The organism is Streptomyces sp. CA-278952 (assembly GCF_028747205.1).
Taxonomy (GTDB): Bacteria; Actinomycetota; Actinomycetes; order Streptomycetales; family Streptomycetaceae; genus Streptomyces.
In genome coordinates this window covers 5,609,431-5,627,813 of sequence record NZ_CP112880.1, presented here as the reverse complement: position 1 = coordinate 5,627,813, position 18,383 = coordinate 5,609,431, and the positions used below count along the sequence as shown (strand labels likewise).

Here is an 18,383-nt window from a genome sequence, read left to right as displayed (position 1 = left end):
CAGGGGTGGGGGTGGATCAGAAGGGGATCTGGGGCGGTGGCGGATCAGGGGTGGTGGCGGGTGGGGACCGGGACCCTGGTCAGGTCCTGGGCGACGGTGAGTTCGCCGTCGAACCCGGCGGCGCGGGCCTGGGTCTCGAAGAGCCGCGGGTCGCCGTAGCGCTGGGAGAAGTGGGTGAGCACGAGGTGACGGACGCCCGATTCCTTCGCCACCCGGGCGGCCTGTCCGGCGGTCAGGTGCCCGTGGTCGACGGCCAGCTTCTCGTCCTCGTGGAGGAAGGTCGACTCGATGACGAGCAGGTCGCAGCCCTCGGCGAGCGCGTACACCCCGTCGCAGAGCCGGGTGTCCATGACGAACGCGAACCGCTGTCCGCGCCGTTCCTCGGAGACCTGCTCCAGCGTGACGCCGCCGAGGACGCCGTCGCGCTGGAGGCGGCCCACGTCCGGTCCGGCGATGGAGTGTTCCTTCAGCAGGGCGGGCAGCATGCGCCGGGTGTCGGGCTCGGTGAGGCGGTAACCGTACGACTCGACGGGGTGCGAGAGCCTCGCGCTGTCCAGGGTGTACGCGGGGGTGGTGGCGAGGACCCCGCCGGCCCCGGCGACCGGGGCCTGGTTCAGCTCGACGGTCTCGCGGTAGGCGGTGGCGTACCGCAGCCGGTCGAAGAAGTGCTGCCCGCTCGCCGGGTAGTGCGCGGTCACCGGGTGCGGCACCTGGTCGAGGTTGATCCGCTGGATCACCCCGGCGAGCCCGAGGGAGTGGTCGCCGTGGAAGTGGGTGACGCAGATCCGGTCGATGTCGTGCGCGGCGACCCCGGCCCGCAGCATCTGGCGCTGGGTTCCCTCGCCGGGGTCGAAGAGGATGCCCTCGCCGTCCCAGCGCAGCAGATAGCCGTTGTGGTTGCGGTGCCGGGTCGGGACCTGGCTGGCGGTGCCGAGCACCACCAGCTCGCGTACGGACATGGTCGGTGACTCCGCTATCCGGGGGGCCACTGGAGGCCGCGGCCGCCCAGGACGTGCGCGTGGGCGTGGAAGACGGTCTGGCCGGCGCCGGAGCCCGTGTTGAGGATGATCCGGTAGCCGCTGCCGTCGACCTTCTCCTCGGCGGCGACCTCCCCGGCCTCGCGCAGGACGTCCGCGGCGATGAGCGGTTCGGCGGCGGCGAGGGAGGCGGCGTCGGGGTAGTGGGCCTTCGGGATGACCAGGACGTGGGTCGGGGCCTGCGGGTTGATGTCGCGGAAGGCGACGGTGGTCTCGCTCTCGCGGACGATGGTCGCCGGGATGTCTCCCGAGACGATCTTGCAGAACAGGCAGTCGGACTGCGGCTCTCCCGCCATGGCGCCGGGCCTCCTCGTTCGCTGGTGAGTCGGTACAGGTGATCGGGTGATCAGTACAGGGGCATGCTATCCCCGGCCCCCGGGCCCTGTTTCAGCCCCAGCGCCCCGTACGCCCCAGGAGCAGCGCGGTCGCGGCGGTCCCGGCGGTGGAGGTGCGCAGCACGCTGCGGCCGAGCCGGTAGGGGCGGGCGCCCGCCTCGGCGAAGGCGGTCAGCTCCTGCGGGGAGACGCCGCCTTCCGGTCCGACGACGAGCACGATGCTGCCGGCCGCGGGGAGTTCGGCGGTGGCGAGGGGGGTGCTGTCGTGGTCGCGGTCCTCGTGGAGGACCCCGGCGAAGTCGGCGGCGGCGAGCTGGGCGGCGACCTGCTTGGTCGTCATGGCGTCGGCCACCTCGGGGAAGCGCACCCGGCGGGACTGCTTGCCCGCTTCCCGTGCCGTGCTGCGCCACTTCGTCAGGGCCTTGGCTCCCCGGTCGCCCTTCCACTGGGTGATGCAGCGGGCCGCCTGCCAGGGCACGATCGCGTCGACGCCGGTCTCGGTCATCGTCTCGACCGCCAGCTCGCCCCGGTCGCCCTTGGGGAGCGCCTGGACGACGGTGATGCGCGGGGCGGGTGCGGGCTCCTCGTGGAGGGTGTCGAGGCCGGTGACCGTGAGCCGGTCCTTGCCCTCGGCGGCGCGCACGACGCCCTCCGCCCAGTGGCCGAGCCCGTCGGTGAGGACGACGTCCTCGCCGGGCTGGAGCCGCTTCACGGAGACGGCGTGCCGTCCCTCGGGTCCCTCCAGGACGAACTCCGGCCCGGTGGGCATCCGTTCGACGACGAAGACCGGTGCGGTCACCGGGGGCTCCTCATGCTCAGGGCCGACCGGGCGGCCTCCAGTTCGGCGGCGAGCAGCTCGATCAGCTCGCCCGCGGGCAGTTCCCGGGTCATCCGGTGGCCCTGTCCGGCCCACAGGGCCATGCCCTGGGCGTCCCCGGCCTTGGCGGCGGCCAGGCGCAGCCCGCTGGTGACGTAGTGGACCTGGGGGTAGGCGGCGGGGGCGTAGGGGCCGTGTTCGCGGACGAAGCGGTTGACCAGGCCGCGGGCGGGCCGGCCGGAGAAGGCGCGGGTCAGCTCGGTGCGGACGAACAGCGGGTTGGTCAGGGCCTGCTTGTGCAGCAGGTGCGCCCCGGATTCGGGGCAGGCCAGGAAGGCGGTGCCGAGCTGGGCGGCGTCCGCGCCCGCCGCGAGGACGGCGGCGATCTGCGCGCCGCGCATCAGGCCGCCGGTGGCGACGATCGGGATCTGCACGGTCTCGCGGACCTGGGTGATGAGGGAGAGCAGCCCGGTGCCGGTCTGGTCGAGCTGGGGGTCGTCGCGGTGGGTGGACTGGTGACCGCCCGCCTCGACGCCCTGGACGCAGATGGTGTCGGCGCCCGCCCACTGGGCGCTCTGGGCCTCCTCGGCGGAGGTGACCGTGACGACGGTGTGCGTCCCGGCCCTGGCGAAGGCGTCCAGGGTGTCGCGGGTGGGGCAGCCGAAGGTGAAGGAGACCACCGGAACGGGGTCCTCCAGCAGGATGGCGACCTTCGCCTCGTAGCCGTCGTCGCCGCTGCTGTCCGGGTCGCCGAGCGGGGTCTCGTACCAGGCGGCCTCACCGGCGAGCTGGTGGCGGTAGACCTCGACGGCGCTGGGGTCGGCGAGCGCGGGCTGCGGCATGAAGAGGTTGACGCCGAACGGCCCGCCCGTGAGCCGGCGCAGCTGTTTGATCTCGTTGTACATCCCGTCCGCCGTTTTGTACCCGGCGGCCAGGAATCCGAGCCCGCCGGCTTCGGCGACGGCCCCGGCGAGCTGCGGTCCGGACGCGCCGCCCGCCATAGGGGCCTGCACGATCGGATACCGGCAGAGATCGGTCAACTCGGAGGACATGACCGCATCGTGCCACGTCGTGTGCAACAGGGCCGAATCAGCCAGCCGACGCTGTGACCGGTTCCACCGCTACACGCCGCACCGCCCGCCGGTTCGGAACCGGCGGGCGGTGCGGTGAAAGGCGGAAAGCGGTTCAGCGGCCGTTGAACGCGTCCTTCAGCCGGGAGAAGAGCCCTTGCTGACCTGGCTGAAACTGGCCGAGGGGCCGCTCCTCGCCGCGCAGCTTGGACAGCTCCCGCAGCAGCCGCTCCTGTTCCGCGTCGAGCTTGGACGGGGTCATCACCTCGACGTGCACGATCAGGTCGCCCCGGCCGCCGCCGCGCAGGTGCGTGATGCCGCGCCCGTGCAGGGGCACGGACTGGCCGGACTGGGTGCCGGGCCTGATGTCGATGTCCTCCAGGCCGTCCAGGGTCTCCAGCGGACACTTGGTGCCGAGGGCCGCGGCCGTCATGGGGACGGTGACCGTGCAGTGCAGATCGTCGCCGCGCCGCTGGAACACGGCGTGCGGCAGCTCGTGGATCTCCACGTACAGATCGCCGGGCGGGCCGCCGCCGGGGCCGACCTCGCCCTCGCCGGCCAGCTGGATACGGGTGCCGTTGTCGACGCCCGCGGGGATCTTCACGGTCAGGGTGCGCCGCGAGCGGATGCGGCCGTCGCCGGCGCACTCCGGGCACGGGGTGGGCACGACCGTGCCGAAACCCTGGCACTGCGGGCAGGGCCGCGAGGTCATGACCTGGCCCAGGAAGGACCGGGTGACCTGCGAGACCTCGCCGCGGCCGCGACACATGTCACAGGTCTGGGCGGACGTGCCGGGGGCCGCGCCCTCGCCGCTGCAGGTGTTGCAGACGACGGCCGTGTCGACCTGGATGTCCTTGGTGGTGCCGAAGGCCGCCTCGTTGAGGTCGATCTCCAGCCGGATCATGGCGTCCTGGCCCCGCCGGGTCCGCGAACGGGGCCCGCGCTGTGCGGCGTTGCCGAAGAACGCGTCCATGATGTCGGAGAAGTTGCCGAAGCCGCCGGCTCCGAAACCGCCCGCGCCACCGCCGCCGCCACTGGCGGAGAGGGGGTCGCCGCCGAGGTCGTAGACCTGCTTCTTCTGCGGGTCCGAGAGCACCTCGTAAGCGGCGTTGATCTCCTTGAACCGCTCCTGGGTCTTCGGGTCCGGGTTGACATCCGGGTGCAGCTCGCGGGCGAGCCGACGGAATGCCTTCTTGATCTCGTCCTGAGATGCGTCGCGGCGCACGCCGAGTACGGCGTAGTAGTCCGTGGCCACTTACGACTCCGCCAGGATCTGTCCGACGTAACGTGCCACTGCGCGTACCGCTCCCATCGTTCCGGGGTAGTCCATGCGGGTCGGTCCGACCACGCCGAGTTTGGCGACTGCCTCGTCGCCCGAACCGTAGCCGACCGCGACGACGGACGTGGAGTTGAGCCCCTCGTGGGCGTTCTCGTGCCCGATCCGTACGGTCATGCCGGAGTCCGTGGCCTCACCGAGCAGCTTCAGCAGGACGACCTGTTCCTCCAGTGCTTCCAGCACCGGCCGGATCATCACCGGGAAGTCGTGTCCGAAGCGGGTGAGGTTGGAGGTGCCGCCGATCATCAGCCGCTCCTCCGTCTCCTCGACCAGTGTTTCGAGGAGGGTGGAAAGGACCGTGGAAACCGTTCCCCGGTCCTCGCTGTCGAAGGATTCCGGCAGCTCCTGCACCAGCTGCGGGACATCCGCGAAGCGGCGTCCGACGACCCGGCTGTTGAGCCGGGCCCGCAGATCCGCGAGCGATGCCTCGCCGAACGGCGCAGGGCAGTCGATCATACGCTGTTCGACCCGGCCGGTGTCCGTGATCAGGACGAGCATGAGCCGGGCGGGGGCGAGCGCCAGCAGTTCCACGTGCCGCACCGTCGAGCGGGTCAGCGAGGGGTACTGCACGACGGCGACCTGCCGGGTGAGCTGCGCGAGCAGCCGCACCGTCCGGCCGACCACGTCGTCGAGGTCGACCGCGCCGTCGAGGAAGTTCTGGATGGCCCGGCGCTCGGGCGAGGAGAGCGGCTTGACGCCCGCGAGCTTGTCGACGAAGAGGCGGTACCCCTTGTCGGTCGGGATGCGTCCCGCGCTCGTGTGCGGCTGGGCGATGAAGCCCTCGTCCTCCAGCACCGCCATGTCGTTGCGGACGGTGGCCGGGGAGACCCCCAGCCGGTGCCGCTCGGTCAGCGCCTTGGAGCCGACGGGCTCCTCGGTGCCGACATAGTCCTGGACGATGGCGCGCAGCACTTCGAGTCTGCGTTCGCTGAGCATCGCGCACACCTCCAGCTGTGTCTCTCGGTGTCTGACTGGCACTCGGTGCGTTCGAGTGCCAGCAATCCCCGCGGTCAGTGTACGGGGGTGAGGTGGGGCGGGGGCAAGGGCGACCGGCCATACCCCCACGAGACCGCGCAGGTCGTTGCCGCTAGCGTCGTGGTATGGACGTCGCTTGGGAAGACTTCGGTTGGGAGCGGTTGGGCAACGGTATCGGCAGACGGCGCCTCCCTGGCTGGGATGCCACCGCCGCGCTGGTCGCCGGGGAGACCGGCGTGTTGCTGTACGACACCGGCGCCACGCTGCGCGAGGGCGTCGAGCTGCGGCGGCAGGCCGAGGCGCTGCTCGGGCGGAGGGTGACACATATCGCACTGAGCCATCCGCACTTCGACCATGTGCTGGGCACCGCGGCGTTCGCCGGGGCCCAGGTGTACGGGGCGGTGGGCGTCGCTGCGCTGCTGCGCGGCGGGGCGGAGAGCCTGGGCGCCTCGGCGGTGCGCCACGGGGTGCCGGAGGGCGAGGCGGCCCGGTCGGTGGACACGCTGGTGGTCCCGCACCACGAGGTGTGCGGCGACTGGACGCTGGACCTGGGCGGCGGCCGTCAGGTGCTGCTGGCGAACGTGGGCCCCGGGCACAGCGGCCATGACCTCGCGGCGCTGGTGCCGGGCACGGGCGGTGAGCCTCCGGTGGTGTTCTGCGGTGATCTGGTCGAGGAGTCGGGCGAGCCGCAGGCGGGCCGGGACGCGATCACCTCGCGCTGGCCGGCCGCGCTGGAGAGGCTGCTGGCGCTGGGCGGCGAGGGCGCGCTGTACGTGCCGGGGCACGGGGCGGTGGTGGACGCGGCGTTCGTGCGGGCGCAGCGGGCGTCGCTGGCGGAGCGCTTCGAGGTGGATCTCGACGAGGGGTGAACCCCGGTGAGGACCCTGGAGCACATAGGAACGTTCCGGGGTGCTCCAGAGGCGTCACCGGGGCGCCCCGGCTGCCTCGGCCGGGTCTTCGACGTCCGTCGGCGGCTCGGGCGAATATCGTCGTGCCATGCGCAGCTACCAGCCGGACCTGACCCCGCCGTGGAAGCGGTCCGCCCCCGTGCCCGAGGTGCCCGCCGAGCCCGATCTGGTCGTGGAGGAGGTCTCCACCGGCTTCTGCGGGGCGGTGATCCGCTGCGAGAAGACGGCCCAGGGGCCGACGGTGACCCTGGAGGACCGCTTCGGCAAGCACCGGGTGTTCCCGATGGAGCCGCGCGGCTTCCTGCTGGAGGGCAAGGTCGTCACGCTGGTGCGCCCGGGCCCCGGCGGCCCGGCGCGTCCCACCCGTACGGCCTCCGGTTCGGTGGCGGTGCCCGGGGCTCGGGCCCGGGTGGCGCGGGCCGGGCGGATCTATGTGGAGGGCCGGCACGACGCGGAGCTGGTGGAGCGGGTGTGGGGTGACGACCTGCGCATCGAGGGCGTGGTCGTGGAGTACCTGGAGGGGGTGGACGACCTGCCGGCGATCGTCGGGGAGTTCGCGCCGGGGCCGGACGCCCGGCTGGGGGTGCTGGTGGACCATCTGGTGCCCGGCTCCAAGGAGTCCCGGATCGCCGAGCGGGTGACCGGGGACCATGTGCTGGTGGTGGGGCACCCGTACATCGACGTGTGGGAGGCGGTGAAGCCGTCCTCGGTCGGGATCGACGCGTGGCCGGTGGTGCCGAGGGGGCAGGACTGGAAGACGGGCGTGTGCCGGGCGCTGGGGTGGCCGGAGAACACGGGGGCGGCCTGGCAGCACATCCTGTCCAAGGTCCGCAGCTACAAGGACCTTGAGCCCCAACTGCTGGGCAGAGTAGAGGAATTGATCGACTTCGTCACCCTTCCGGACTGATGTCCGGGGGCTGGATCCGGTCTGTTGCGGGACTGTCGAAGAGGATCTCGTACCGATCCCTGTGAATCCCTGCGTCCCACACGCACCATCGGATAGTGAAGGGGAAGAACGAGCAGGCGGTTCACGGGCCGAAGGGCTCACGGGGGAAGGGCGGGGACCGATGGCGCGCGAGGTCTGGCGGGACAGTGCGGACAACGAGGCGGCCTCGGCCGTCTTCCACCTGATACAGCAGCTGATCGACCGGTACCGGGTCAACCGGCCGGTGATGCCGCTCGTGGTGGTCCAGGCGGCGGACGCCGGGGCCGGGCCGGAGATCGACGCGCGGGTGGAGCAGCTCGTGCATCAGGTGCACCGGGCCAACGAGCTGCGCCGGGTGCCGGTGCGGCTGCTGGACGGCGAGGGGGCGAACCCGTACGAGGCGGCGCTCGCCATGGTGCGCACGCTCTCCGAGAAGCCGTGGGAGACCCGCGAGAACACCCAGTACAAGACCTTCGCCTTTCCCCGCTCCCGGCTGCTCGGGGCGATCGAGCAGGCCACCGCGACGGTGGTCGCGCAGTCCGACGGGAACACCTCCGAGGTGCGCGAGGAACGGATCCTGGAGCAGCTGAGCCGGCTGCGCTGGCGGTCCGGCCGGCCGCGCGGGGCCACCCGGTGGGCGTCGCTGCGGCAGTCGGTGCGGCCCGAGACGTTCGTCGGCGCGCTCTTCATCGCCCTGCTCAGCGTGTTGCTCGGGGAGATCGACTGGCTGTTGACGGCCCTGGTGGCGGCCGTCGCGCTGATCGGGCTCGCCGTGGTGGGCCTGGCGAGCCGGGCCGCGCCGCCGCTGCTGTGGCTGCGCCGGGCCAGCCGGTGGTTCGCCACCACCTCGTCCCTGGCCGCTTCCAGCACCGGCTATCCGTCGGACGGCTGGTCGTGGCTGTCGCCGAGCGGTTCGTGGCGGGTGATCCGGGCGCGGGCGGCGGCGGTCGCGGAGCGGGTGGCGGACGCGGGGGCGGGCGACGAGTACGCGCGCCAGTTCCATCTGGAGCTGCGCGTGCAGGCGCTGCTGGAGGATCTGCGGCACAACTACCGCCCGCACTCCCTGGACTGGCGGCGCAGCAAGCGCACGGTCCCGCCGGTGGTGTTCCTGCCCCGGGCGACCCAGGACAACGGCGGCATCCTGCTGATCAACGCGATCAACAGCGTACGGTCGCGGCGCAGCGAGGTGGATCCGCTGCTGCTGCTCGCCTCGCTCCAGGCCCCCGAGATCATGCGGCACACGCCACCGCTGCCCCCGGAGCGGCCGGGTCCCGGCGCGCCGTCCGGTTCGTCCGGGGCGCGGGCCCGCTACGAGCGCTGGGTCGACGATCTGAGTCTGGGGCAGTCGCCGGGGGCGGCGGCGACCCTGGCGTGGGTGCTGCTGCTGCCGCTGTCCACCGAGAAGCTGACCCACGAGCACGCGCACGCGCAGCTCGTCACCCACCGGGTGCGGCGGACCTGGGCGTGGTGGGTGATGTCGCGGGCGAGCGTCGCCGTGCTCGTCGTGGGAAGTCTGCTGGGGGCGTTCCTGTGGGCCGGGCACTGGCGCGACACGTACTGCCACGGGCCGCTGACCGACCGCAACACGGACGCGATCTGGGCCGGGAAGGGGGACGACCGGGAGTGCGTGGGGGTGGCGACCGCCCCCGAGGTGTTCTTCGCGCGGGGCAACGACCTGGAGCTGAACGGGGCCGGAAAGGGCATCACCTTCGAGCGGATCGAGCAGGCGATCCGGGAGGAGAACGACGACATCGAGCCGGGCGACGCGTACGTGACGGTCGTGTACGCCGGTCCGCTCACCGCCACGGGCAAGGACCGGGAGGAGACCCGCAAGGGCCTGGAGGAGCTGACCGGCGTCTATCTCCAGCAGCGGGCGGTGAACAAGACCGTGCGCCGGTCGGTGAAGCTGCGGGTGCTGACCGCGAACGGCGGCGAGGACATGCTGCGGCAGCTCACCGCCGTGCGGAAGATCATCGACGTGGCCCGGCGGGATCCGACGGTGGTCGGGGTGGTCGGTCTCGGCCGCAACACCGACGAGAGCGACAACGCGGTGAAGCTGCTGCGCGAGGCCGGGCTGCCGGTGGTGAACACGACGAACTCCAGCAGCGACCTGCCCCGGGACTTCCCCAACTACTTCGGCCTCGCGGCGACGGACGAGGAGCAGACGCACGCGCTGGGGCTGGTCGCCCGGCAGATCGCGAAGGACCTCGACCGCCCGCACGCGCTCGTGCTGTCGCGCGAGGACCGCAACGGGGACCTGGACCGGTACACCGCCGAGCAGCGGGACGCGGGCCGGCAGATGCTGCTCGACGCGGGCTTCGATCTGGGCAAGGACGTGCCGTACGACCTGCCGGGCGGGGCGAGCCTGAACGCCCCGCTGACGACCATCTGCCGGGCCGAGCGGGTCCCCGACGCGCTGTACTTCGCGGGGCGGGTCGAGGACGTACCGACGCTGATGCGGGGCCTGTCGGAGACCACCGGGTGCTCCGACCGGCGGATGACCGTGTTCACAGGGGACGATCTGACGAAGGGGACGTTCGACGACAGCACGTCGATCGCGGCCAACGTCACGCTCTACCACAGCTCGCTCGCCCCGCTGGACCGGGGAAAGAACCTCGGTTTCTACGGGGACGCGTACCGCACGCTGCGGGCGCTGCACCCCGAGGCGGAGATCACCGCGCTGGCGTCGGGGCGTCCGGCGTACGAGGACGGCCTGTTCGCCAGCGGGCAGACCGTCATCTCCTACAGCGCGACGGCCGCCCTGTACGACGCGGCGGCCCGCGGCGACCAGCGCCGGAGCGCAGCGGAAACCTGGGCGACGCTGCACACGGTGGACCTCAACAACATGCCGACGGGGACGATCTCGTTCAGCCGGGCGAGGTCCTCGGTCTCCGACAACGTGCACGGCCTCAACATCGTCAAGGTGGTCCGCCCCGGGCCGAGCGCCGAGCGGACCCTGGTCTGCGGCAAGCCGGCCGGGGTCGCGCCCCCGCTGACGGTCAAGGACTGCCGGCCGTGAGGCGGCCCGGCCGGATCAGTCGACGAGGTCGCGGACGACGGCGTCGGCCAGGAGCCGCCCGCGCAGGGTGAGGACCGCGCGGCCCTTCCCGTACGGCTCCGGGTCCAGCAGCCCGTCGGTCAGGGCGCGGCGGGAGGCGGCGAGGCCGTCGGGCTTCAGGAGGGAGAGCGGGCAGCCCTCGCGCAGCCGGAGCTCCAGCAGGATGCGCTCGACCCGGCGGTCCTCCTGGCCGAGGATCTCGCGGCCCGCGCCGGGTGAGCGGCCCTCGGAGAGCGCCTGGGCGTACGCGCCGGGGTGCTTCACGTTCCACCAGCGGACTCCGCCGACGTGGCTGTGGGCGCCGGGGCCCGCGCCCCACCAGTCGGCGCCGCGCCAGTACAGCTCGTTGTGCAGGCAGCGGCCGGCCTCGGTGGTGGCCCAGTTGGAGACCTCGTACCAGTCGAAGCCGGCGGCGGCGAAGGCCTCGTCCGCGATGAGGTAGCGGTCGGCGTGCGCGTCGTCGTCGGTCATCGGGATCTCGCCGCGCCGGATGCGGCGGGCGAGCTGGGTGCCCTCCTCGACGATCAGGGCGTACGCGGAGACGTGGTCGGGGCCCGCGCCGATCGCGGCGTCCAGGGTGGCCCGCCAGTCGTCGTCGGACTCGCCGGGAGTGCCGTAGATCAGGTCGAGGTTGACGTGGTCGAAGCCCGCCGCCCGGGCCTCGGCGACACAGGCCTCGGGGCGGCCGGGGGTGTGCGTGCGGTCCAGGATCTTCAGGACGTGCTGCTTGGCGCTCTGCATGCCGAAGGAGACCCGGTTGAAGCCGCCCTCGCGGAGCGCGGCGAGGTAGGCCGGGTCGACGGACTCCGGATTGGCCTCGGTGGTGATCTCCGCGTCGTCCGCGAGCCCGAACTCCTCCCTGATCGCCGCCAGCATGCGCACGAGGTCGGCGGCCGGCAGCAGGGTGGGCGTGCCGCCGCCGACGAAGACCGTGCGCACGGGGCGCGGGTCGTCGCCGAGGACCTTGCGGGCCTGGCGGACCTCTTCGATCAGGTGGGCGGCGTAGTTGTCGCGGGAGGCCAGCGCCCCGCCGGAGCCGCGCAGCTCGGTGGCGGTGTAGGTGTTGAAGTCGCAGTAGCCGCAGCGGGTGGCGCAGTAGGGGACGTGCAGGTAGAAGCCGAGCGGGCGGTCGGCTGCGCCTTCCAGGGCGTGGCGGGGCAGCGCCCCGTCGTCGGGCACGGGCTCACCATCGGGCAGTACGGAAGGCATACCGACCATTGTCGCTCGCCGCGGGAGTTCCCCGGACCGGGTGGCTTCCCGCGGCTCACTGCGGGGATTTCCCGGACCGGGTGGCTTCCCGCCCGCCGGCCCGTTCAATCCGCGTGCAGCACCAGCAGGGCCACGTCGTCGTCGGGCGGCTGCTCGGCGAACTCGTGGACGGCCCGCCGGATGCGCTCGGCCGTCGCCTCGGCGGGCAGCCCGGCGCACCCGGCCAGCACCCGGGCCAGCCCGTCCCCGTCGTCGAACATCAGCGGCCCCGACCGGCGCTCGGTCACCCCGTCCGTGACGCAGAGCAGGGTGTCCCCGGGCGCGAGGTCGAAGCCCTGGCTTTCGTACGCCACGTCCTCGACGACCCCGAGCAGCACCTGGGGCTCGGCGGCCGGGCGTACGGAGCCGTCGGGGCGCAGCAGCAGCGGCAGGGGGTGCCCGGCGCTGGCCACCGTGCAGCGGACCCCGCCGTCGGGGAGCGGCACGACCTCCCCGTACAGCAGGGAGAGGAACCGGGACTGGGTGCCGTCGTGGAGCTGCTGGCCCCCGGCTGCGGCGACCATCAGGGCGGCGGCCTCGGCGGCCTCCATGGCGTCGTCGAGGAGCAGCCGGTTCAGCCGGTCCAGGACCTCCCCGACGCCGAAGCCCTCCCGGGAGAGCAGCCGCAGCCAGGGGCGGGCGAGGCCGGTGACGACGGCGGCCTCGGGGCCGCTGCCCTGGACGTCGCCGAGGACGAAGCACCAGCGGTCGCCGGGGCACGCGAAAATGTCGTAGAAGTCACCGCCGACCACCCCGTCGTCGCTGGGTTCGTAGACGAGGGCGTTGGTGACGCCGGGGATCTCGGCGACCTTGCTGGGGAGCAGGCCGCGCTGGAGGATCCGGCTGATGGTGGCCTGGCGGGTGTAGGCGCGGGCCGCGCCGACGGCGAGACCGAGGCGGCGGACGAAGTCCTCGATCAGCGAGGCGACGGCCTCCGGCACCTGGGCGACGCCCTCGCGGCCGACGAGGACGGTGCCGAGCGCCCGGCCGCCCGCGGTGATGCGGAAGGCGAGCGCGGCGCCGTCCCGGCCGCCGGGGTGCGGGGGCGTCGCGGCAGCGGCAGCGGCCTGCCGGTCCTCGCGGCCTTCCTCCCGGCCCTCGCGGCCTTCCTCCCGGCCCTCTCCGTCCTTCTCGCGGCCCTCCTTGCGGTCCTCCTCGGCAGGGTGGGCGGGCCAGGGCACGGGGACGGGGACGGGACCGGAGCCGACGGCGGCCGGGAGGCGGAGGGGCTCCCGCTCCAGGACGGCGCGCAGGGGCTCGGTGCCGGTCTCGTCGCTGTGCCAGACCCGGGCGAGCCGGGGTTCGGCGGCCGGTCCCCCGCCCTCGGTCTCCAGCCAGATCGCGCACCAGTCCGCCAGCCGGGGCACCAGGAGCTGGCCCGCTATGGCGGCCACCAGGTCCTCGTCGAGCTGCCCGGCGAGCAGGTCGGAGGCCTCGGCGAGGAAGGCCGGGGCGCCCCGGCTGTCCCAGACCGCGTCGTCGCGCTCGGTGCGCCTGGCCGCGGGGGCGAGGATCTCGGCGGCGCGCAGGCCGCGTCTGAGGGCCTCCCCGTCGGGCGGGGCGGGCGGGGCGCTCCAGTCGTCGACGGGGAGGCGGGCCCAGACGGTCTTGAGGCCGGTGCGGTAGGTGATGCCCCAGGAGTCGGCGAGGGTGGCGACGAGCTGGAGGCCACGGCCGTACTCGGCGGGATCGGGCAGCCCTCCGGGACTCACCCCGGCCGGTCCGGGGCCCGCGCCGGGCTCGTCGCCGCTCACCGGGCGGGCCGGGTGGTGGTCGGTGACCTCCAGGACGAGGGCGGCGGATGGCTCCTCACCGCCCTCCTCCTCCAGCCTGAGCACCAGGTCGACGGTGGTCCCGGCGTGCACCACGGCGTTGGTGACCAGCTCGTTGGTGACGGTCACGGCGTCGTCGGCCAGCCGGTCACTGAAGCCCACGGCCGCGGGCACCCCGATCCCGGTCCACTCCGCGAGCGCGGCCCGCACGAACCGGCGGGCGGCGGACGGGGCGAGCGGTATGCCGGGCAGGCTGGTGCGGCTGGCCAGCCGCGGGCCGTGCGCGAGCCCGGCACGGGTGGTGCCGGGACGCTGCATGGTTTCCCGCTGCAAGGGAATGGGCGCCATGGTGCGGCTCCTACGGTCCGACGACACCGACAGAGTGACAGACCGGCCGCATCCATAAGCACCGAGTTACCGAAGTGGGCAGAAAATCGAGCAGATTCGAACGCAACGCTTCGGAAACGCGCGACCCCGAGGGCCGGAGCCGGATCGAAGGCGTGGAAGACCCCCGTCGGCCGGATTCACGACGCGTCGGCAGCGGCGTCGACGGAGGACGGAGCCGCCCTCCTCCTGCGGTACACCACCACCCCGCACACCGCGAGCAGGAGCACCGCCACGGCGGACACCCCGAAGGCGGTCCGCTCGGCGAAGAGCCTTCCGAGGACCTCCAGCACGCCGAGCCCCGCGGTCGCGTAGATCAGCGCCCAGGCCGCTCCGCCCACGAACAGCGCGGGGAGGTAGCGCGGCAACGGCATACGCATACTGCCCGCGAGGAAGTTGACGGCGGTCTGGAACCCGACCGTCAGGAAGGAGACGGCCACCACCGGTGCGCCCCACCGCTGGATGGCGCCCTCGGCGCGCCGGAACTTCGCCGAAGAGGTCAGCCCCGCGAACCTGCCGCGCCGCGCGCCGGCTCCCGCGAGCCACCCGACGGCGAACGTCCCTCCGGCGCGGAGGAGGACGATGACGTAGAGGGCCCCGGCCGCGAGCGCGATCCTGTCCACAGTGCCCCACCTCGCACGCAGGCCCGAAGCCCACGTTCTCCGTCGTCCGTGTGAGCGGTCCCTTCGCGGGGCGCACAACGCGCGCGAGTCCGGTCGGCGACTCTCACCTGCGCCCCGCCCGTGTCCGTTCGGTCCGCCGGGTCTTCATCTGCGGCACCGGAACCGGCCCGCGCACCCGGGCCCGCACACCCCGGGCTCCACCAAGGGAAGGCCAGCCTAACCGAACGCATCCCCGGTGGGCGCGGGACGGTGCCCTCCGTCCGCCGGGTGAAATACTTACCGCTCGGTCGGGATTTATCACCAGCAGGAGTGTACGTTCGTACGCTCCGGGGTTAGGGTCCTCCGCATGACCGTCGACATCGAGGCACGTCCTCTCCGCGCCGGGCGGCACGCGCGGGCCGCCGTAGCCGTCCTGTTCTTCACCAACGGGGCCGTGTTCGCCAACCTGCTGCCGAGGTATCCGCAGATCAAGGACGATCTGGCGATCAGCAACGGCGCCTACGGACTGGCGGTCGCCGCGTTCCCCGCGGGCGCCATCGCGGCCGGCCTCGCGGCAGGGGTGCTCATCCGCCGCGCGGGCTCGGCGCGGGTCGCGGTCGTCGGCACCCTGCTGACGGCGATGGGGATCCTGGCCGCCGGCCTCGCCCCTTCGCCCGCGCTGTTCGCGGGCGCCTTGTTCCTGGCCGGAGCCATGGACGCGCTGACGGATGTCGCGCAGAACGCGCACGGTCTACGGGTGCAGCGGCTCTACGGACGCTCCATCCTGAACTCGTTCCACGCGATCTGGTCCATCGGCGCCGTCACCGGAGGGCTGATGGCCGCCGGAGCGATGGCGCTGGGCCTGTCGCTCGGCGTGCACCTCACGGTCTCGGCGATCGTCCTCGTTCTCGCCGCCGTGACCGCATGGCGCTTCTGCCTGCCCGGCCCGGACAACGAGCCCGAGGAGGACGGTCCGGAACGGCGGAGCGCCGAGGGAGCGGCCGGATTCTCGCGCGTCGGATACGCGCTGGCGGCACTCGTACTGATCGCCACGGCCGGCACGCTCGTCGAGGACGCGGGAAACTCCTGGGCCGCCCTCTACCTTTCGGACTCCCTGCACACCTCCGCGGCGCTCGCCGCCTGGGGCTTCATCGCCCTGGTGGGCGCCCAGTTCATCGGGCGCATCATCGGCGACCGCCTCGTCGACCGTTTCGGTCAGCGAGCCGTGGCCCGGACCGGCGGCCTGATCACCACGGTCGGCATGGGACTCGCCCTGGCGGTGCCGACCCTGCCCGGAACCATCCTGGGCTTCGCCCTGGCCGGATTCGGGGTGGCGACGCTGGTGCCGGCGGCGATGCACGAAGCCGACGCCCTGCCCGGCCTCAAACCCGGATCGGGTCTGACGATCGTCTCCTGGCTCATGCGCCTGGGCTTCCTGCTGTCCCCTCCGGTCGTCGGTTACGTCGCCGACGCGACCAGCCTGCGCACCGGCCTGCTGGTGATCCCCTGCGCGGGACTGCTCGTGGTGGTGCTCGCCAAGGTCCTGCGAGGTCGGCGCGAGTGAAGTCGGCTCGGACCCGCCGGCTCGGGGCGGGCCCGCGAGAGATCGGCGCGTGCAGGAGGCACGGCTGAAGTCGACCACTGCGGCGAACGACCGGCGCGGCGCGCACATCGACGTCCGCGACGCGACGCTCCCGCCCGCCCGCCCGGTCGGTCGGGCCGCCCGGGAACAGGCGAACGGGGCGGCCGGACACCCTGGTGTCCCGCCGCCCCGTCGGTGCCCGCCCGGGGCCGAGCCCCCGGACGGCCGCGATGAGAGGCCCGCGCCCAGGCCCTGTGGCTCAGGCCTCGCGCGAGCCCGCGTACATCTCGTCGATGAGCCCTCGGTACTCCCGCTCGACGACCGGGCGCTTCAGCTTGAGGCTGGGGGTCAGCTCGCCGTGCTCGACGTCCAGGTCGCGCGGCAGGAGGCGGAACTTCTTGATGGTCTGCCAGCGCTGGAGGCCCTCGTTGAGGCGCTTGACGTACCCGTCGATCAGCTCGACGGTCTGCGGGGCGGCGACGACCTCCGCGTACGACTTGCCCTCCATGCCGTTCTCGGCGGCCCAGCCGAGGAGGGTGGGGCCGTCGAGCGCGATGAGCGCGGTGCAGAAGTTACGGTCCGCGCCGTGCACCAGGATGTTGGAGACGAACGGGCAGACCGCCTTGAACTGGCCTTCGACCTCCGCCGGGGCGACGTACTTTCCGCCGGACGTCTTGATCAGGTCCTTCTTGCGGTCGGTGATGCGCAGGTAGCCGTCGACCGACAGCTCGCCGATGTCCCCGGTGTGGATCCAGCCGTCCGACTCCAGAACCTCTTCGGTCTTGTCGGGCAGGTTGTGGTAGCCCTGCATGACGCCGGGGCCGCGCAGCAGGATCTCGCCGTCGTCGGCGATGCGCACCTCGGTGCCGGGGAGCGGCTTGCCGACGGTGCCGGTGCGGTAGGCCTCGCCAGGGTTGACGAAGGAGGCGGCGCTGGTCTCGGTGAGGCCGTAGCCCTCCAGGATGTGGACGCCGGCGCCCGCGAAGAAGTAGCCGATGTCCGGAGCGAGGGCGGCGGAGCCGGAGATACAGGCGCGCAGCCGGCCGCCGAAGGCCTCACGGATCTTGGAGAAGACGAGGGCGTCGGCGACCTTGTGCTTGGCGCCGAGCGCGAAGGGGACGGAGGCCTTGCCGGTGCGGCGGAAGTTGTCCTGGGAGACCTTGGCGTACTCGCGGGCGACCCCGGCCGCCCACTGGAAGATCTTGTACTTGGCGCCACCGCCCGCGCGGGCCTTGGAGGCGACCCCGTTGTAGACCTTCTCAAAGATCCGGGGCACGGCGGCCATGTAGGTCGGCTGGACGATCGGCAGGTTCTCGATGATCTTGTCGATGCGGCCGTCGATCGCGGTGACGTGGCCGACCTCGATCTGCCCGGAGGTGAGGACCTTGCCGAAGACGTGGGCGAGCGGCAGCCAGAGGTACTGCACGTCCTCGGCCGTGATCAGCCCGGTCGCCACGGTGGCCTTGGCCATGTACGACCAGTTGTCGTGCGGCAGCCGTACGCCCTTGGGGCGGCCGGTGGTGCCCGAGGTGTAGATGAGGGTGGCGAGCTGGTCGGCGGTGATCGCGGCGACCCGCTCGGTGACCGCGTCCGGGGTCTTGGCGAGGAGCTCGGCGCCCTGGGCCTCCAGCTCGGCGAGGGTGATGATCCAGCCCTCGGGGTCGCCATCGGCGTGCTCGACGCCGGCCGCGTCGATGACCACGACATGCGCGAGGTTCGGCAGGTCCGCGCGGGTCTCCCGGGCCTTGGCCAGTTGCTCGGCGTCCTCCGCGATGAGGATCCGGCTCTCGGAGTCGGCCAGGATGAAGGCGGACTCCTCGGCGTTCGTGGACGGGTAGATGGTGGTCGTCGCGGCGCCCGCGCACATCACCCCGAGGTCGATGAGGATCCACTCCACCCGGGTGGCCGAGGAGAGGGCGACCCGCTCCTCCGGCCGCACGCCGAGGGCGATCAGCCCGGCGGCGATCGCGTAGACGCGCTCGGAGGCCTGGCCCCAGCTCAGCGACTTCCAGTCGTCGGGACCCGTGCCCGAGGCCGACGGCACCGGATAGCGGTACGCCTCCCCGTCCGGGGTCGCCGCCACGCGGTCGATGAAGAGGGCCGCCACGGAGGGCGGCCGGTTATCGATCAAGGTCTGTGTGTCGCTCACGACGTCCTCCGGGCCTGCGGCATTGCTACGACCGGCTTCTTTGATACGGCGACTGGCTGCTGTGGTCCTACTGCCTACCGCCTGCTGCTCTCGTGCTGCTGCGCAACCTGCTCGTTCGGGCTTGTTTAACTGACCAGTAACCATCGAGTCGTGATCAGAGTAGAGCGCGCGTGTCCGCCACGTAA

At 72.7% G+C, this 18,383-nt stretch carries 14 protein-coding genes; 4 read left to right on the top strand and 10 right to left on the bottom strand.

All coding sequences use genetic code 11. The features are described 5' to 3' along the window. Positions 1–44: 44 nt before the first annotated feature. The 6 genes from N7925_RS25135 to hrcA form a co-directional block, all read right to left on the bottom strand. Positions 45–959 (bottom strand): ribonuclease Z, encoded by a 915-nt coding sequence (locus N7925_RS25135; RefSeq protein WP_274345233.1) that lies wholly within the window; start codon positions 957–959, stop codon positions 45–47. 14 nt (positions 960–973) lie between these two features. Beyond that, on the bottom strand, positions 974–1,333 hold the full coding sequence (locus N7925_RS25130) for a histidine triad nucleotide-binding protein (RefSeq protein ID WP_265601699.1): 360 nt from the start codon (positions 1,331–1,333) through the stop codon (positions 974–976). 91 nt (positions 1,334–1,424) lie between these two features. Next, positions 1,425–2,171, bottom strand: coding sequence for a 16S rRNA (uracil(1498)-N(3))-methyltransferase (locus N7925_RS25125; protein ID WP_274345232.1), 747 nt, complete (start codon positions 2,169–2,171; stop codon positions 1,425–1,427). Then, entirely contained in the window at positions 2,168–3,241 is a 1,074-nt protein-coding gene (locus tag N7925_RS25120; protein ID WP_274345231.1) for a nitronate monooxygenase, read from the bottom strand. The genes N7925_RS25125 and N7925_RS25120 overlap by 4 nt, the downstream gene beginning before the upstream one ends. A gap of 133 nt (positions 3,242–3,374) precedes the next feature. Beyond that, complete coding sequence (gene dnaJ, locus N7925_RS25115) at positions 3,375–4,514, bottom strand: molecular chaperone DnaJ (RefSeq protein WP_069754761.1); 1,140 nt, start codon at positions 4,512–4,514, stop codon at positions 3,375–3,377. Then, entirely contained in the window at positions 4,515–5,531 is a 1,017-nt protein-coding gene (gene hrcA / locus N7925_RS25110; RefSeq protein WP_018961217.1) for a heat-inducible transcriptional repressor HrcA, read from the bottom strand. Between the two features lie 164 nt (positions 5,532–5,695). Between hrcA and N7925_RS25105 the strand changes: the two genes are divergently transcribed. From N7925_RS25105 to N7925_RS25095, 3 genes are all read left to right on the top strand, one after another. Further along, positions 5,696–6,439: an MBL fold metallo-hydrolase gene (locus tag N7925_RS25105; RefSeq protein WP_265601696.1), complete on the top strand. Its 744-nt coding sequence runs from the start codon at positions 5,696–5,698 to the stop codon at positions 6,437–6,439. A 127-nt stretch (positions 6,440–6,566) separates the two neighbouring features. Continuing rightward, positions 6,567–7,385 (top strand): DUF3097 domain-containing protein, encoded by an 819-nt coding sequence (locus tag N7925_RS25100; RefSeq protein WP_274345230.1) that lies wholly within the window; start codon positions 6,567–6,569, stop codon positions 7,383–7,385. 160 nt (positions 7,386–7,545) lie between these two features. Continuing rightward, positions 7,546–10,422 carry an ABC transporter substrate-binding protein gene (locus N7925_RS25095; RefSeq protein WP_274345229.1) on the top strand — a complete coding sequence of 959 codons (2,877 nt, stop codon included), beginning with the start codon at positions 7,546–7,548 and terminating at the stop codon, positions 10,420–10,422. Positions 10,423–10,437: 15 nt separating this feature from the next. Here the strand turns inward: N7925_RS25095 and hemW are convergent, their stop codons facing one another. The 3 genes from hemW to N7925_RS25080 form a co-directional block, all read right to left on the bottom strand. Further along, the gene (gene hemW / locus N7925_RS25090) at positions 10,438–11,679 is read right to left on the bottom strand and encodes a radical SAM family heme chaperone HemW (protein ID WP_018961221.1); all 1,242 of its coding nucleotides are present in this window, start codon (positions 11,677–11,679) and stop codon (positions 10,438–10,440) included. A gap of 95 nt (positions 11,680–11,774) precedes the next feature. After that, positions 11,775–13,829, bottom strand: a complete 2,055-nt coding sequence (locus N7925_RS25085; RefSeq protein ID WP_274345228.1) for an ATP-binding SpoIIE family protein phosphatase — start codon at positions 13,827–13,829, stop codon at positions 11,775–11,777. A gap of 176 nt (positions 13,830–14,005) precedes the next feature. Next, positions 14,006–14,488 carry a DedA family protein gene (locus N7925_RS25080; protein WP_265601691.1) on the bottom strand — a complete coding sequence of 161 codons (483 nt, stop codon included), beginning with the start codon at positions 14,486–14,488 and terminating at the stop codon, positions 14,006–14,008. 346 nt (positions 14,489–14,834) lie between these two features. Between N7925_RS25080 and N7925_RS25075 the strand changes: the two genes are divergently transcribed. Further along, a complete protein-coding gene (locus N7925_RS25075; RefSeq protein ID WP_274345227.1) occupies positions 14,835–16,031 on the top strand; it encodes an MFS transporter in 1,197 nt (398 codons plus the stop codon). 277 nt (positions 16,032–16,308) lie between these two features. On the opposite strand, the gene N7925_RS25070 is transcribed toward N7925_RS25075, so the two are convergent. After that, on the bottom strand, positions 16,309–18,198 hold the full coding sequence (locus N7925_RS25070) for an AMP-dependent synthetase/ligase (RefSeq protein WP_274345226.1): 1,890 nt from the start codon (positions 18,196–18,198) through the stop codon (positions 16,309–16,311). Positions 18,199–18,383 lie beyond the last annotated feature (185 nt).